We start from the raw sequence: 13,713 nt of genomic DNA, 5'->3' as shown, positions 1-13,713 counted from the left end.
TAGCCGGCGAAGGCGTGGACGCTACCAGCGCCCTTCGTCTCGCGCCCTATCGTCGACGGCTCGCTGCATGGCTTCGTCACGCCCGCATCCGTGCTTCCGCGAATAATAGGAGATGAGCGACTGTCGGCGGTCTTCTGTCATCATCGCGAACACGTTTCGAAAACGCCGTTCATTGGGTGACATTGCCTTTGGGCGTTTTCGACCCGTGATCAATAGAAACACGGCAGCGACCACTGCCATCGCGACGACGGCTACCCCGATGGCGGGCATGTTGCCCATGGCGAAAGCAACGATGTGCTTAATGTCCAAATGACTTGTCCTTGTGCACCGCACCACTTTGGCGGGCCCGACGGCGTAGTCAAGCATCCTCTAAATGCAAGGATTGACGTTCTCTCGCGGACATGATCCCTTTTGTTTGGGGGATATGCATGCCGACACTAAAAGATCCGCAATACCGGGCATTTGCACGACGCGAGGTTCATAGGCGTCAGGGTGGGAGATGCTTGTACTGTCACCGCGAGTTCACCGAGGCTGGCGAACTGGCAATGACCCTTGAGCACTTGAAGGCCAAGATGAAAGGCGGAACCGACCATCTCAAAAACTTGGCGGCCGCTTGCTGGCACTGCAACCAGCATCGCGGCAAGCAGATGAACACCACCAAGCTGCTGAAAGAGGCGAAGATGGCCAAGAGGGCAGCGGATGCTCGCTCCGAAGAAAAAGTCTAAGAGGGCTTATCCGAACAGCGATCGTTTCGGAGAGGACGGCCGGCGCCTCTACAGCGCCTACGCTCAAGCGGATGGAATGAAACGCGTCAATCGGCGCAAACGGCAGCGCCGTCTCATGTTCATAGCCGGAGCGTCAGTCGCAGCGGTTGTGAGCGCTTTGCTCTACCTGACCGGGGCCGGCTAAGTGGCCTTGCGCGCCGGCGCGAATTTCGACGGCTCCGACGATCTTCTGGTAAACACGTTTTCTAGGAATTGTCCGTTCGGCCCTGCCGCCGCTGCCTGTACATCCGAGGTCAGCGACGACATAGCAACGGGCCAACCAATATGTAGACGCCGGCCGCCGCGAACATACACCCAGGCTATCAGAATGGCATCATTCGAACAGCGGGGCGTTTTATCCGGCCAGTGCCATTCCAACGGCAATGCCGAGCCCGATAGCAAGGCCTGTGGCGAGATTAGCGGCCAATTTCAGGGCAATGTCACCGACGATGGCGCGAACGCCCCTGTGGGGCTGCACTAGCGCTTTGGAGAGGTCATCAAACACCGTATCCATGCCGAGATTCTAGATCGGATCTGGCTGAATGTGAATCCCCAGCGTCATGGCGTTATCGCACCAGTGCTTAGCAACTGCTAATTTAAGGGTGGAGGGAAAAATGCGAGAACAGCGAACTCACGGAACGCCCTGGCCGCGGCGGCGAAGAACGCCCGCTGGCGGCTATAGTGGACCGATCACGCCTTCCATCAGAAAGGCTCCCAGCGCACTCATCAGTGCCTCGGCCGTTTCCTTGTCGAGTTGCAGCTCGACCTCATCATCGTCATCCGTGATCAGCAGCAAGGTGCCTTTCAGCGGATTGCGCGACGTGACCACCACATCATCGTCCTGAAACTCGACTTCGCGGGCCATGACCTCCGTCCCTCGATTGATCGTACCAACATGCCGCACGAGTGACGCGAAAGGAAGCTTCGGAGATTTAGTTTTGGTCGCCGGTCAGCTTCTCGACCGTTGCAATGATCGCCTTCGCCAAGGCTTCGGCCTCGTGCACAGGTTCTGGTCCGTAGAGCCCGAGCACTGCCTCCCGGCTGGGCAAAACACCGGCGGGACATGTCTCCTCGATCGCCATCCTGATCAGGTGCAAGGCCGCTTCGCAGTCTTCCATGTCGATCGTCGCCATGCCGGTGAAAACACCCAATTCGTCTAAAATGTTCCGGAACTATTTTAGCGCGCTCTAATTGAATCGCACTATTGCGAGTCAGTGCATGCGTCTGAAGTTCATCAAGCCCATGGAGCCCGAATTGGTCGACACGCCACCGCAGGGCGATGAGTGGCTTCATGAGTTCAAATTCGATGGCTACCGCACGCAGGTTATAAAGGATGAGGACGGCATCCGCCTCTACACCAAGAACGGTTATGACTGGACTGCTCGGTACCGACATCTCGCTGAAGAGGCGGAAGCGATCGAGGCGGAAAGCTTCATCATCGATGGCGAGGCGATCAAGGTCAATGAGGCTGGCCTAGCCGATTTCCGCGCCCTGCAATCGGCCGTCACCAGTCGCAAGCCCTCGCGCGACCTGTACTTGGTGGCATTCGACCTCCTGCACCTGAACGGACATGATTTGCGCAACATGCCGGTGGAAGACCGGCGCGAGATCCTACAGGAGATGATTCCAGCCGTCGGCCGCATTCAGTTCAGCAAAGCTATGCCTGGCACCGGCGATGCCGTCTATCACTTGGTCGACAAGGCGGGGATGGAGGGCATAGTTTCGAAGCGTCGGGATAGCCTATATCGCAGCGGTCCAACGATGAACTGGCGCAAGATCAAGTGCTATGCGGAGAAGGAAATGGACATCATCGGCGTGCAGCGCGAGGCCGGCAAGCCGGCCATGGTGCTGATGGCCGACAAGGGCCGCTATGCAGGCGGCGCCTTCGTCACGTTCAAGGCCGACATGCGCCAGCGACTGTGGGACCGCGTGCAAGGCAAGGTTGGCGGGCCGGCGCCTGTAGGACTCAAGAGCAACAAGGCCGAATGGCTGAAGCCTGGTCTCGTCGGGCGCGTGCGGTTCCTGAAGGGCGAGGAGAAGCTGCGCCACGCTAAGTTGCTCGATTTCAGGGACAAGCAATAGAGACTCGGAAGATCTATGACCCCACTACCGCAGCTAATTTAGCTGAAATGCAGGGAGTGATCTGCTTCGGCCATTCTTTTGCGCAGATTGGTCGATAAAGAGCGCCCCATGGACATCCGGTTGAAACGGGCGATTGCTGTCTACGTACTGACCATTGGGTTCACCGCTGACGCGGCGATGGCTTTCGAAGACACGGAGGAGCCTGTTCGCAACACGACTAAGCCTGTCGTGATTGTTCGCGAGCCCTGGACCGCTGATGCCTTCATCGACGGATTCACCAGGGAGATCGCAGATCTGCCGTTCATCAGGGCATACGCTTACTCCGAAGCGATCGACAGGTTTTGCTTTCCTGAGAAGCCCGATGTGGGCTCAATCTTGAGGGAGACAGCTCGTTCTCAGGATTCATTCAAGCCGGGAATGCTCGCCAGCGCTGAGCGCGATGCGGCAGACCATCTCCGAGGCGAGTATCTGGCTTGCGCTCCGGCGGCGAAATTCGTCGAGCGAACGGTCGCTCAAATACCAGCACTGGCAAATAAGTTCACATTACTGATGAGACAACTCGCCCACGCCAAGGAATTGAAAGCTGCTGGTCATTGACATCGAAATCGGGAATATAATCCTCCCGTTGCGGCGACCCTTCACAGGAGATCGCCATGCCCAAAACCCTCGCCGATACCCTGGCTGCCCGCGAAACGATGCATGTGATTTGCTCGCATCCGGCTTGCGGCAGATCGACCCGGCTTGACCTCCAGGCGCTAATCGATCGCCTCGGGCCGGATCACGGTTCCATGCACCAGGATCTTGTCGGGCTGTTCATCTGCTCGGCATGCGAGGCCGCTGGACGCGATCGGCGGCCGGTGTTCTTCACATGCATTCCTGATTACGAACGCCACCAGCAGGCCCGCATGAAGGACTGGAAGCCGACGTTCCGCAAGCGCTAGGCTGGGGCTTCTGCCGCAACCGCTCCCGTTCCTCTCGACCGCCGGATCGCGTCTACCGCGCTATGATTGAAGCTCGGAAGTGAATTTGAAGATGCGGTTATGTAGATTTTCGAAAGCCTTCTGATCGGTCTCTATCGTTGACGCATTTACCCCGACAGGATTTGTGCGGAGTGTCCCCGTCGAGTACCAGGGAGCGCCCCACCGATATAGAATCTGGCCGGTGACTTCGAACGGGCCCTTGGCTTCCGGGAGTTGGAATTCTGTCCACATTGTTATGTGGCCATGCGCAATGCGGTGTCGTTTGATCGAGAGGTCGGCGGCAGCCGTTAGAAGGTCTTGGAGGATAGCCTCATTCTCTTGGCTCGGCTTTAGGCAGAAGTACCTTTCGCCGGCCGCACGAATAGCAGCCATCCGATCAACAAAGCGCCGATTATCTGAGCCATATTCCATCAGCGCATCTGGTTGCTCGGGAAGGCCTGTGAAGGCTGCGAACAGGCGGGCGAACGCTTCCTCCATAGCTTCCCATGCGTGGATCGCCCGGCCCACGGCGTTATAAAGTAGGTTAGGGTCTGTTTCGCCTTCGGGCAGCGACACCTTTGGCTTGCTCTTCATTGGGTTGGCTTCACTCAGGCGTTTCGTTCACCACCGCCGCATCGCTCTGCGCGATCTCTTTTCGCATCCTTTGCGCAAATTCCTCAGTCGGCTCATTTGTGGATTCGTGCCAGTCCGCCGGATAGAATTTAAAGTTGACCAAGAACATTCCGCCTAGCAGCACCGTCCAGACCGTGATTGCCACCGAAAGCGCCGAAATGGCCTTCGCAATCCAACGAGCGTCCGAACTCACAATGTCTGCGAAAACTCGGACGATCATGAACGCCGGATAGAGGAACATGCAGGCAGCAACTATCAGCACAACGACGGTCAAAATTATGAACGCTATCGATTGGCCCCGACCAGATTTCTCGCCATGGACTCGCGGGACGATAGCATCTCCCCATAGATTGTGTGCCATCTTATCGATCAGAAGAAGCGGGAAGTTCTGAATGTCTATGCGGCTGCCAAGCTTGAGCAAAATTCGAAAAATGATTTGCTCATCGATCATCGCAAATGTCGTGTTGAGCAATGAGCCGGCAGTCAACAGAGCGATGATTGGCGCAAGATCTTTCGTGATCTGAACGGTGAGACCACCATAGGAAAAACTGCTGCCTGAGATTAGATCAAAAAACGCGAGCAGCGTGGCGAGCAAGAACGTTTGGGCTGCACCCTTGCCAACCCGCGTGACGATCTCAAGCCGCCTGGCGGCAATGCCGTTGAGGAAATCCTCCTGATAGAAGCGCGTCCCAAAATCTCGATACAAGAAGGATTGGAACGTGAGAGCACATCGTTCGATGAGACTCATTCTGGTAAATTTGGGCTTTGACACTTACGCTTGCTCCTATCCATTCGAATCTTATGCAGCCCAGAGGATTAGGGCTGTGTGAGACCAATTCGGCAGGATGCGCTCGCTACAGGCGCTGCTACCAGCGAGATGTCGACGTCCGCCGATCCAAACGCCGTCTCTCCAGGGGCTAAGTTCGATAGGAGAGCGCCGCCTACTTTTACAGCCGTTCCGGCGGAATTCATAAATGCGCAATTGATGAAAACGGAGTCAAAGGCGTTCGTTCCGGAGTTTGTTACGCGAGCGATGGCGCTGGCGATGTGACGCCTATTGTCGATCGTCACCGAATCGACGGTCACGCTTAAACCGGACGCGAGTGCGACGAACGCGATGATCATCTGTCTCCCCCAAGCCGCGAGCATCGCCCCAGCCGCGAGCATCGCCCCAGTCGAGCGCGAACGCAAGCCGTCCTCCAGAGAGAGTGCTTGACGATCTCAGGCTAGATTTGTCCAGAACAAGATCGCCTGACAGGCGAAGCCCACACAGGCCGATATCCCGCCTGCAGCATTCCACCGGCCCGCGCGCTGCAACTCTCCGATGAACGTGTCGATATTGTCGGGGACGCGGATCGATGCTGCCACGAGCCAAAAAGCTGCAGCGAGGCCGGTCGAGACAAGTCCGATCAGATTGATCCAGAAGGTCATTGCTTCCTCAACCTCACCCCGGCGCCGCCGCCATTCTCGGGGATGAACTCGACGCCGGCAGCTTCGAGCGCGCGGCGGATGGCTTCAACCGTGCCTTCCCTCATCGCCTCGCCGCGCTCAAGACGCGCAATTGTGTTGGGTGACACTTCGGCTTTCGTCGCCAACTCCCTTACGCCGAGGCCAATTGCCGCCCTCGCCATTTTGCACTGCGCAGCGTTCATTAGTAACCCTGTTACTTTTTAGCTTGATATGAAGCGGATCGTTTGGCTATAGTAACCCCGTTACTAAACATGCTCAAGGAGCAAATCACCATGCCGAAACTCACGTTTCCGGCGGCCGGCGAAGCTATGCCCGGCGCCGAGGTAATGCCGATCACTGGGAGATTTTCCCGCCGCCTATTGCTTGGCGCGTTTGCCGCTGCTCCCGCCATGGCGGCCACAGCAGCGTTAGCCGCGACCATTCCGGCCGCGCCTGCCGAGCATCCCGACGCCGAACTGTTCCGGCTCGACTGCGAAATGGAGGAAGCCCAAGCCAGGATGGAACAGGCTTCCAAGGTCGAGAAAAAGATCTATCGGAAATGCGCCAAGCTCTACCCGCCAAAGCCTGCGGAATGGGAAGAGCCGCGCATGCCAGATGATGTAATGGAGGCATTCGCAGCCGCGACGATTGGAGACACGTGGAACAACAAGCTCCCGACCATCTGGACAGCGTGGAACAAGGAGGTCACTGCGCAGAGATCCGCCTGGAAGGCCTTGAAGGAAGCCCATGCCGAGAAGGTGGATGCGATAAACCGCGAGGGCGGGCTCTACGCTGTAGACGACGCCTCCGATGCCCGCTTCGCCGAGGTGGGGCAGGTCGGCAAGCGAATTTTCGCAACGCCGGCTCACACGCTCGACGGGATGGTGATCAAGCTCCGAGCATCGGACAGGCTTAGCCTCGAGGATTTTCCAGACAATGAGGCTTTCGTGTCGATCGCGGCCGACATCAGGCGCCTTGCACAAGGGGCGAAGTCATGAACGCGCACACGCCCGTTCTGAAGCCCTACGGCATGCCGAAGGGGATGAACCCACGCGAATGGCGCCAGTCGGTCGAGAAGCGTCTGAACGACCTGCTGGACCGCGCCATGAGCCTCATAACGGCGCTCGACCTCATGGAAGCTGACTATAGCGACGATGAGGGCACCGGAGACGATGAGCCATCGCTCGGCTGGGGAGATCGCACCGGGCAATCGTTCCTGGCCACTGCGCCGAATCTCCCGCCCGGTGACGTGCTCGACCTGGAGCTAGACAACGCGGACGATGAGGACGGCCACGACGCCGAACCCGATCAATGCGACGGCGAAACCGTGACCTGGGAGAACGATCACCAGTCGCAGGCTGTGCTGGTGTCGCTATGACCGCGAAGACCGAAACCGAGGTACTACGCCTTTTCAGGCAACTCTCGCCCGACAAGCGGAAGGCATTCCTTGCCGTGCTTCATCTGCTGATGCCGCTAGGCTGATAAGTGGATAACTCGGAATGGCCCGGATGCTTCGGTGGCGGGCCATTCTTATTTCTGTGGCAGAAAAGTCACGCAACTCGAATATGCAGTGCTTCAACCGGCGCGCGCTTATTATCCAGTTAAGCGAGGCGTACCGTCGTCAACGGGGCGAAGGGGACGCCCCCTTGACCGCATTTCCTCCCGAACTAGCGCCCGCTGCCTCTCGGTGGCGGGCTTTTTCATGCCGACAAAACTACAACTTTTCCTACAACATCACCACTGGAACCCAACGTTTGCAAGGTTGTCCGTCCAGTCCATCATAGGTGCAATAGCCAGTCTATGGTCTTGATTTTTCAGCATTTTTTCTTCTACATCAAATCGTTAGAACCTGCCGAGTGCACACGAACGCCAAGTCCGTCGCGAAGGGCGCTACGTCAGCGAGACCCTCCTGCGCCGAGACAACGCACGGCGCTGGGCAACCGACGCCGAGCGCCAACGATCGTGGTGAGGCGCCGACCAATCCCGCATAGCGCGCCCGAAAACCTTCGGCGAACTCATAGCCCTCCATATCGGCGACATGTGCAATGTAGGCAAGCCCTCTCTCCGGTCCAAGGCCGCGACACTCGACATGCTGCAAAGACATCTTGGAAAGATCAATATGGCGGCGCTCGATCGATAGGATTTGCACCGGTCACCATGAGCATTTGACGACGTGCGTCGGTTTATCAACCGGACAAGGTCAAATCGATCTCGGTAATGTGCCAACGGCCAAGATTCGCGGTGTAGAGCTTGTCGCCCTTGAAGGCGATGTTGGTGGGGTGCGCCAGCGTGGTCGCCGCCGGATCCTCGATCAGCACTTCGAGACCTCGGTCCTGCCGCCAGCGATAGATCCGGCTTGGCTCGTAGCACGAGATGAACAGCGAGCCGTCGGGCGCGAAGGCCAAGCCATCCGGAACATTGTGCACGCCTTCGACGATGACCTTTCGCGGCCCTGCCGCGCCGTCGGGAAGGATTGGCACATGGCTGATGCAGGGCGCATCGCTTTCCACGACGTAGAGGCCGTTGCCATCTGGCGCCATGGCCATGCCATTGGCGAACGACATCGCTTCCCGGCACCACAGGCCGCCCTCGCCGGTCTCGAGGTCGTAGCGGAAGATGCCCGAGCGCTTGTCCTCGCCAACACTGTCCGACACGTAGAGCCAGCCTCTCGCTTCGTCGACGACCGGATAGTTCGGCACGCGGATGCCGGACGACGCGAAGCGCTCCATGTGACCTGTCGCGGCATCCCAGCGGAAGATCGCGGCATGCCGGAGGTCGCAGGCAAAGCAGTTGCCCGCGCTGTCGAAAGCGATGCCGAGCAAAAAGCCATCCGTGCCGCCCATGCGCTCGACAGAGCCGCCGTCGGCTGCCAGGCGCAGGAGGTCGCCGGTTTCGGTGCCGCACCAGATCGAACCGTCCTGGTGGACGGCCACGCCCTCCGGATGTGCGACGCGCGGGCTGGTGAAGATGCCGTCGAAGAAGACGCGCGCGGCGGACATATCGAGCAACGGCTTTGCCATGGAGTCCTCAGTTTCCGACAAGCGATCCCTGTGCGGCGATGCAGCGCTCGACCGCGGCGCGGTCGGCCTTGAGGATCTCGGCGATCAGCGCGCCGCGTTCCTTGGCGCTGACGAATTCCAGGCGACGCAGACCAAGCGGGTCGATGCGGTTTCGCAAGGTGGCGAGCGTATCGTCGGAAGGCAGCGGAACCTCCCCGCAACCGGCGTCGAACGTCACCGCAAATCCGGTGGCGTCACGGATCTGCTGCCGCGTGACGCCCGGAATGGTTTCGATGACGACCAAATCCCTTGAAGTCTCGTCGAGCCGGAACACGCAGAGATCGGTGAAGACCAACGCTTTGCCTGCACGATAGCCCATCGGCCCACGCTCGGCCGCCGTCAGCAGCCCACGGGCGGAACTGACGATCTCGACATCATCCACCAGCGACTGCACCGAATGACGGGGAATGTAGAGCAAATAGTCGCGATGCATGTTGGCGACGTCGGCCATGCCGCCCTGACCGGACAATCGGATCAGGCCGCCGCTTGGCTTGCGCAGTGCGATTGTGTTGACGCGGCCGCGCCGGTCGACCTGCGCCGCGCCGACGATCTCGTGCGTCACCGCTCCGGCCTGATAGTAGGTCGAGTAGGTGTCGTCGCCGCCGGCATATGCCGCCGCCGTCTCGCAATCGAGGCTCTCGATCAGCGACAGGATCATCGGGCTCGGCGCGATATCCAGATGGCCGCAACTCATCGTCGCGATGATCATGTCCGGCGCATGCGTCGCCTTGGCCAGCCGGTAGGCGACGTTGGCCAGCGGCGAGACCGCGCCGGCGCTGGCGAAGCTCTCATTGTCGAGTTCGGCAGCGATGCGCGCGGCAATGATCTCGTCGACCGACGCTTTCTTTTCGGCGTGCGCGAGCATTGGCGTGGCGAGGATCGTCCCAGCACGAATCTTCGCAGCCTTTTGATGCAATTCCGGCACGCCTTCGGACGGCAGGCGCAGACTGTCCACTAATGGCGTTTCCCTGGCCGTGAATGCCGCCGACAATGCCTGGTAGTCCGTGACATAGAATGGCAGGCACGAGGCCGGATAGGCGCCGCCCGGCGCCAGCGCAATGGCCGAAACCTGGTTGCGGGTGAGGATGCTCTGACGGCCGTCCTGCCGCAGCGCCCCGACAGGGACGATTTCCTCGACGGTGACCAGCACCTGACGTGCCGCGCCCGCCATGGCGAAGTCCAGCGCGCGCGGCCCGATGATCTGGACGTTACCGCTTTCATCCGCGCGCTGCGAGTGGACGACGAATGTATCGAGCCGCAATGGCGGGATGAACCCGGTCGAGGCTCCATCAATGGGATCGGGCGCGGCGCGCGCGCCCGGAACGCGCGCCAGCATGCCGGATCCCTCCGGAAGTTGGAACGGCATCGATGGCAGGTTCTGCTGTGCTGCCCGCAGCGCCTGGATCATGGCCAGTGCCGTCCAATCGCGAACCGGTATCGCACCGCTCTCGGCGGCCGCGCGAAAACGCGGCGGAAGTCCAAAAATGTCGAGGCTGGAAAAGCAGAGGTCGATTTCCGCAACCGCATCCGCTTCGAGCAGCAGTTCAAGCGGCAAGCCGCCGGCCCAGCAGATATAGCGCAGGTCCTTGACGCTCGATTTGGCTATCGCACGCAGCAATGCGATCGGCAGCCGGGCGAAATGATGGCCGCCGACGCCAAACGAGTGGCCGTGGCCGACCATGGCCACCAGTCCCTTGATATCGGTGAAGCGCGGCCGGTTCGACTTGACCAGAGACATTGCGGCACGGTTCGTCACAGCGCGGCTGCCTCGATGCGGTAGCGGGTCACGAACGGCTTTTCGGGCGAAAATTCCAGCGCCGTCGCAATGCCGGATTGCGCGATGGGATTGTCGGCCAGCGCGGTCGCCGGGCCGAGTCCGAATGGCGAGCAGATCGGCTCGATCCCAATGGCGACATGACGCCCATTCCAGGGTGCGGCCTTGCGGCCGCGATTGGAGTACCAGAGCAGAAGGCTTGGGAAATGCTCCTTCTGCCAGGACAGTTGCATCCGGTACCCATCCTCATGGTTGGCGAGTGCCGCGACACCGTCGACGCCTTCGATCTGCAGCAGCTCCTCCGTGTCGGCAGCCAAAGGAAGTCGCGAGGCATCGACCACTCCGCCTGTACGCGATGGCACGGCTGTCAGTTCGAAGAACGTTTTGTTCCGGGCAAACAGCGCCGCGCCGGGTTCGACGTCGTGCGGGTAGGTGCGGCCCTCGTCGAAGCCACCGAATTGCAGCGTGGCCGCACCCGTCTCGAACGGCAGCCGGAATACTGGATGCAGGCCGATCGGCAAGCGGCAGGCACGGCGAACGACGATCTTCAACACGATGTCGATGGCCGGCGCTGACGGGTCGGGCCGCACTGTCCGTTCAATGCGCTCGACCGGACCTCCCTCGGGATAGGCTAGCATCAGCGACAATGACCCGCGGTCACTGGCACGCCATGTCCACCCGTGATTGGAGCCATGGCCATGAATTTCTTCGTCGGTTGCTGGCGAACCCATCACCCGTGCCCAGTTCTCGGGCCACCCTTCAGCAGGCACCGAATAGCCGAAGGGCACGCAGGGCCATTCGCCGCGCAGCTTGCGCAGAATGCCCGGCAGCGCTTCCGCCGCAGGTTCATTCGACCACGGCGCGATGTGCATCGGCGAGACCTGCCTACCGTCATCGAGGATGAAAGTAACCGGCGCCAGCATCGCGCCGAGACGCTGGACGGTCAGCGCGCCATGCGCCCAGCCCAGTCCGCGATAGTCGTCGCCCGTGTTCACGGCGCGCCCGTCCTTGTCTTTGTCGTACTCTTGTGGGCGAATTCCTTGACGCGCTGCTGGCCGATCTCGCCGCGGTAGAGCTCACCCAATGTGTCGCGTTCCATGGCAAGGCCGTCGGCCAGATCGCCGGACACGGCATGCGCCGTCAACGCCTTCAGCGCTTCGATAGCCGGGGCGGGTTCGGCGGCGATCATTTCGGCGAGTTCCAGGGCGCGGGGCATAAGCCGATCGACATCGACGATCTCGTGAACCAGGCCGGCAGCGACGAATTCCGAGGCCGGCACGATGGCGCCGGTCATCAGCAGAAAATTGGCGCGATTGCGGCCGAGCTTGGCGACGCTGCGCTGTGTGCCGCCGCCGCCAGGGATCAATCCGAGCTTGATTTCCGGCAGGCCGAGTTTCGCGAACTGGTTGGCGATCACGATGTCGCAGCACAGCACCAGTTCCATGCCGCCGCCCAGGGCGAAGCCGTTGACCGCCGCGATCACCGGCTTGCGATTGTTCTCGATCGCCGCGTACATGCGCGTGCCGGCGGCCTGGAAAATGTCGAACTCAGGCCCGGTCTGCGCGGCGTATTCCTTGATGTCGGCGCCGGCCATGAAGCCACGCCCCTCACCGGTCACCACGATCGCCCCGACATCAGCATCGTCCGACAGCGCCTCGAAGGCCTCGGTGATCTCGCCTTGCATCAGCCGGTTCATGGCGTTGAGCTGGTCGGCGCGGTGGAAGGTGACGACCGCGATGCGACCCAAGATTTCGACGGTGAGTGTCTGGTAGCCAGTCATCGTCAGGCCGCATCCACGGTCATGTCGCCGGATGCTTCCAATGCGGCGATCTCGTCCCTGGACAGGCCGAACTCGGCCAGGATTTCGCGGCCATGCTGGCCGACCAGCGGGGCCGGCCGCTCGATGGTTGCGGGCGTCTCGCTCATCTTGACCGCGGGTGCCACCACTCGCACCTTGCCCCCGCGCGGGTGATCGTAGCTGGTGATCATGCCCATATGCTTGACCTGCGGGTCCTCCGCCGCGCGGCGGATATCCTTCACCTCGGCGCACCAGATGTCGGCCGCCAGCAGCCGTGCCAAAAGATCCTGCGTGGTGAATTTCCTGGTCTCGGCATTGACCTTCTCGAACACCTCGTCGCGCTTGTCGAACAGGGTTTTCAGGTCGTCGTAGACGGCAAGCTGCGGCGCCTGAAGGACCTCGTACAGTGTCTTGAAAGGGCTCATGGCGATCGATACGTAACCGCCGTCCTTCGTCTCGTATATGCCGAACGGCGCCTGCATGCCGGGATGGCCGATGCCGGAATTGGGCCGCACGAAATCCTCGCCGAGGTTGAGCACGGCGACATATTCCTGGTTGAGATGCGCCAGCAGGCCGGCCAGCAGGTTGACCTCGATCTTCTGGCCCTTGCCGCTCTTCTCGCGGTAATAGAGCGCCGACAGGATGCCGTAGACCATGTTCATGGCGCCGATCTGGTCGGCAAGGCCGGCGCCGGCGGGAACCGGGGCCTGGTCACCGCGACCGGTGTTGGCGATCAGCCCGGCAAGACCCTGGATCAGCATGTCCTGGCCGGGGCGTTCGACATAGGGGCCTTCCTCGCCATAGCCGGAACCAGAACAATAGATGATGCGCGGATTGACGGCCTTGAAGTCCTCATAGCCGTAGCCGAGCTTGGCCAGCACGCCGGGGCGGAAATTCTGCACCACCACGTCGGCGCTTTTCGCCATCTCCATGATAATGGCATGCACCTTGCGACTCTTCAGGTTGAGCGCGATCGAGCGCTTGTTGCGGTTCCAGGCCAAGAAGTTCGGGCTCTCCGAGCCACCCACCCATTTGGCGAAGAAGGTCATGCCCCGGAACATGTCGCCGGCGCCGGCACGCTCGATCTTGATGACGTCGGCGCCCATGTCGCCGAGCAGCTGCGTGGCGAACGGCCCTTGCAGCAGATGGCTGAAATCGAGGATGCGGACGCCTTCGAGGGCCTTGTTCATTTCAA

At 60.5% G+C, this 13,713-nt stretch carries 20 protein-coding genes; 7 read left to right on the top strand and 13 right to left on the bottom strand.

Annotated elements, in window-relative coordinates; all coding sequences use genetic code 11:
• Window positions 1-21 precede the first annotated feature (21 nt).
• Window positions 22-309 carry a hypothetical protein gene (locus tag JT360_RS08585; RefSeq protein ID WP_214471072.1) on the bottom strand — a complete coding sequence of 96 codons (288 nt, stop codon included), beginning with the start codon at window positions 307-309 and terminating at the stop codon, window positions 22-24.
• A 119-nt stretch (window positions 310-428) separates the two neighbouring features.
• On the opposite strand from JT360_RS08585, the gene JT360_RS08580 reads away from it, so the two are divergent.
• Together JT360_RS08580 and JT360_RS08575 are read left to right on the top strand one after the other, a co-directional pair.
• Window positions 429-725, top strand: coding sequence for an HNH endonuclease (locus JT360_RS08580; protein WP_214471071.1), 297 nt, complete (start codon window positions 429-431; stop codon window positions 723-725).
• A 367-nt stretch (window positions 726-1,092) separates the two neighbouring features.
• The gene (locus tag JT360_RS08575) at window positions 1,093-1,245 is read left to right on the top strand and encodes a hypothetical protein (RefSeq protein WP_214471070.1); all 153 of its coding nucleotides are present in this window, start codon (window positions 1,093-1,095) and stop codon (window positions 1,243-1,245) included.
• Between the two features lie 195 nt (window positions 1,246-1,440).
• Here the strand turns inward: JT360_RS08575 and JT360_RS08570 are convergent, their stop codons facing one another.
• Complete coding sequence (locus JT360_RS08570) at window positions 1,441-1,629, bottom strand: hypothetical protein (protein WP_214471068.1); 189 nt, start codon at window positions 1,627-1,629, stop codon at window positions 1,441-1,443.
• A gap of 67 nt (window positions 1,630-1,696) precedes the next feature.
• Window positions 1,697-1,897, bottom strand: coding sequence for a hypothetical protein (locus tag JT360_RS08565; protein WP_214471067.1), 201 nt, complete (start codon window positions 1,895-1,897; stop codon window positions 1,697-1,699).
• A gap of 85 nt (window positions 1,898-1,982) precedes the next feature.
• Here JT360_RS08565 and JT360_RS08560 point away from each other — a divergent pair, with 85 nt between their 5' ends.
• The 3 genes from JT360_RS08560 to JT360_RS08550 all read left to right on the top strand — a co-directional run bounded on the left by JT360_RS08560 (window position 1,983) and on the right by JT360_RS08550 (window position 3,787).
• Window positions 1,983-2,846, top strand: coding sequence for an ATP-dependent DNA ligase (locus tag JT360_RS08560; RefSeq protein WP_214471066.1), 864 nt, complete (start codon window positions 1,983-1,985; stop codon window positions 2,844-2,846).
• Between the two features lie 108 nt (window positions 2,847-2,954).
• Complete coding sequence (locus JT360_RS08555; RefSeq protein ID WP_214471064.1) at window positions 2,955-3,443, top strand: hypothetical protein; 489 nt, start codon at window positions 2,955-2,957, stop codon at window positions 3,441-3,443.
• Window positions 3,444-3,499: 56 nt separating this feature from the next.
• Window positions 3,500-3,787 carry a hypothetical protein gene (locus JT360_RS08550; protein ID WP_214471063.1) on the top strand — a complete coding sequence of 96 codons (288 nt, stop codon included), beginning with the start codon at window positions 3,500-3,502 and terminating at the stop codon, window positions 3,785-3,787.
• 60 nt (window positions 3,788-3,847) lie between these two features.
• On the opposite strand, the gene JT360_RS08545 is transcribed toward JT360_RS08550, so the two are convergent.
• From JT360_RS08545 to JT360_RS08525, 5 genes are all read right to left on the bottom strand, one after another.
• On the bottom strand, window positions 3,848-4,399 hold the full coding sequence (locus JT360_RS08545) for a hypothetical protein (RefSeq protein WP_214471062.1): 552 nt from the start codon (window positions 4,397-4,399) through the stop codon (window positions 3,848-3,850).
• 10 nt (window positions 4,400-4,409) lie between these two features.
• Window positions 4,410-5,210 carry a hypothetical protein gene (locus JT360_RS08540; RefSeq protein ID WP_214471061.1) on the bottom strand — a complete coding sequence of 267 codons (801 nt, stop codon included), beginning with the start codon at window positions 5,208-5,210 and terminating at the stop codon, window positions 4,410-4,412.
• Window positions 5,211-5,254: 44 nt separating this feature from the next.
• The gene (locus JT360_RS08535; RefSeq protein WP_214471060.1) at window positions 5,255-5,563 is read right to left on the bottom strand and encodes a hypothetical protein; all 309 of its coding nucleotides are present in this window, start codon (window positions 5,561-5,563) and stop codon (window positions 5,255-5,257) included.
• A gap of 96 nt (window positions 5,564-5,659) precedes the next feature.
• Window positions 5,660-5,869, bottom strand: a complete 210-nt coding sequence (locus JT360_RS08530; protein ID WP_214471058.1) for a hypothetical protein — start codon at window positions 5,867-5,869, stop codon at window positions 5,660-5,662.
• Window positions 5,866-6,069, bottom strand: coding sequence for a helix-turn-helix domain-containing protein (locus JT360_RS08525; RefSeq protein WP_502845461.1), 204 nt, complete (start codon window positions 6,067-6,069; stop codon window positions 5,866-5,868). Before JT360_RS08525 ends, JT360_RS08530 begins: the two co-directional genes overlap by 4 nt.
• A gap of 111 nt (window positions 6,070-6,180) precedes the next feature.
• Between JT360_RS08525 and JT360_RS08520 the strand changes: the two genes are divergently transcribed.
• Window positions 6,181-6,885, top strand: coding sequence for a hypothetical protein (locus JT360_RS08520; protein WP_214471054.1), 705 nt, complete (start codon window positions 6,181-6,183; stop codon window positions 6,883-6,885).
• A complete protein-coding gene (locus tag JT360_RS08515; RefSeq protein WP_214471053.1) occupies window positions 6,882-7,265 on the top strand; it encodes a peptidylprolyl isomerase in 384 nt (127 codons plus the stop codon). The genes JT360_RS08520 and JT360_RS08515 overlap by 4 nt, the downstream gene beginning before the upstream one ends.
• An 808-nt stretch (window positions 7,266-8,073) precedes the next feature.
• On the opposite strand, the gene JT360_RS08510 is transcribed toward JT360_RS08515, so the two are convergent.
• From JT360_RS08510 to JT360_RS08490, 5 genes are read right to left on the bottom strand one after another with little or no spacing between them, the layout of a single operon-like run.
• On the bottom strand, window positions 8,074-8,907 hold the full coding sequence (locus tag JT360_RS08510; RefSeq protein ID WP_214471051.1) for an SMP-30/gluconolactonase/LRE family protein: 834 nt from the start codon (window positions 8,905-8,907) through the stop codon (window positions 8,074-8,076).
• 7 nt (window positions 8,908-8,914) lie between these two features.
• Entirely contained in the window at window positions 8,915-10,684 is a 1,770-nt protein-coding gene (locus JT360_RS08505) for a CoA-transferase (RefSeq protein WP_214471049.1), read from the bottom strand.
• 14 nt (window positions 10,685-10,698) lie between these two features.
• Window positions 10,699-11,715, bottom strand: a complete 1,017-nt coding sequence (locus JT360_RS08500; RefSeq protein ID WP_214471048.1) for a hypothetical protein — start codon at window positions 11,713-11,715, stop codon at window positions 10,699-10,701.
• A complete protein-coding gene (locus tag JT360_RS08495; RefSeq protein WP_214471047.1) occupies window positions 11,712-12,500 on the bottom strand; it encodes an enoyl-CoA hydratase/isomerase family protein in 789 nt (262 codons plus the stop codon). Before JT360_RS08495 ends, JT360_RS08500 begins: the two co-directional genes overlap by 4 nt.
• A 2-nt stretch (window positions 12,501-12,502) precedes the next feature.
• Complete coding sequence (locus tag JT360_RS08490) at window positions 12,503-13,708, bottom strand: CaiB/BaiF CoA transferase family protein (RefSeq protein WP_214471045.1); 1,206 nt, start codon at window positions 13,706-13,708, stop codon at window positions 12,503-12,505.
• Between the last annotated feature and the right edge of the window lie 5 nt (window positions 13,709-13,713).

This window comes from Mesorhizobium sp. dw_380, assembly GCF_018588885.1.
Classification (GTDB): Bacteria; Pseudomonadota; Alphaproteobacteria; order Rhizobiales; family Rhizobiaceae; genus Mesorhizobium.
This window is presented reverse-complemented; position numbering and strand designations above follow the sequence as displayed.

Excerpts from the sequence above, each read along its gene's own strand:
- JT360_RS08495 (WP_214471047.1), bottom strand. The coding sequence starts at position 12,500 with ATGACTGGCTACCAGACACTCACCGTCGAAATCTTGGGTCGCATCGCG.
- JT360_RS08580 (WP_214471071.1), top strand. The coding sequence starts at position 429 with ATGCCGACACTAAAAGATCCGCAATACCGGGCATTTGCACGACGCGAG.
- JT360_RS08515 (WP_214471053.1), top strand. The coding sequence starts at position 6,882 with ATGAACGCGCACACGCCCGTTCTGAAGCCCTACGGCATGCCGAAGGGG.
- JT360_RS08570 (WP_214471068.1), bottom strand. The coding sequence starts at position 1,629 with ATGGCCCGCGAAGTCGAGTTTCAGGACGATGATGTGGTGGTCACGTCG.
- JT360_RS08555 (WP_214471064.1), top strand. The coding sequence starts at position 2,955 with ATGGACATCCGGTTGAAACGGGCGATTGCTGTCTACGTACTGACCATT.
- JT360_RS08565 (WP_214471067.1), bottom strand. The coding sequence starts at position 1,897 with ATGGCGACGATCGACATGGAAGACTGCGAAGCGGCCTTGCACCTGATC.
- JT360_RS08490 (WP_214471045.1), bottom strand. The coding sequence starts at position 13,708 with ATGAACAAGGCCCTCGAAGGCGTCCGCATCCTCGATTTCAGCCATCTG.
- JT360_RS08560 (WP_214471066.1), top strand. The coding sequence starts at position 1,983 with ATGCGTCTGAAGTTCATCAAGCCCATGGAGCCCGAATTGGTCGACACG.
- JT360_RS08505 (WP_214471049.1), bottom strand. The coding sequence starts at position 10,684 with ATGTCTCTGGTCAAGTCGAACCGGCCGCGCTTCACCGATATCAAGGGA.
- JT360_RS08545 (WP_214471062.1), bottom strand. The coding sequence starts at position 4,399 with ATGAAGAGCAAGCCAAAGGTGTCGCTGCCCGAAGGCGAAACAGACCCT.
- JT360_RS08535 (WP_214471060.1), bottom strand. The coding sequence starts at position 5,563 with ATGATCATCGCGTTCGTCGCACTCGCGTCCGGTTTAAGCGTGACCGTC.
- JT360_RS08550 (WP_214471063.1), top strand. The coding sequence starts at position 3,500 with ATGCCCAAAACCCTCGCCGATACCCTGGCTGCCCGCGAAACGATGCAT.
- JT360_RS08525 (WP_502845461.1), bottom strand. The coding sequence starts at position 6,069 with ATGGCGAGGGCGGCAATTGGCCTCGGCGTAAGGGAGTTGGCGACGAAA.
- JT360_RS08575 (WP_214471070.1), top strand. The coding sequence starts at position 1,093 with ATGGCATCATTCGAACAGCGGGGCGTTTTATCCGGCCAGTGCCATTCC.
- JT360_RS08520 (WP_214471054.1), top strand. The coding sequence starts at position 6,181 with ATGCCGAAACTCACGTTTCCGGCGGCCGGCGAAGCTATGCCCGGCGCC.
- JT360_RS08530 (WP_214471058.1), bottom strand. The coding sequence starts at position 5,869 with ATGACCTTCTGGATCAATCTGATCGGACTTGTCTCGACCGGCCTCGCT.
- JT360_RS08510 (WP_214471051.1), bottom strand. The coding sequence starts at position 8,907 with ATGGCAAAGCCGTTGCTCGATATGTCCGCCGCGCGCGTCTTCTTCGAC.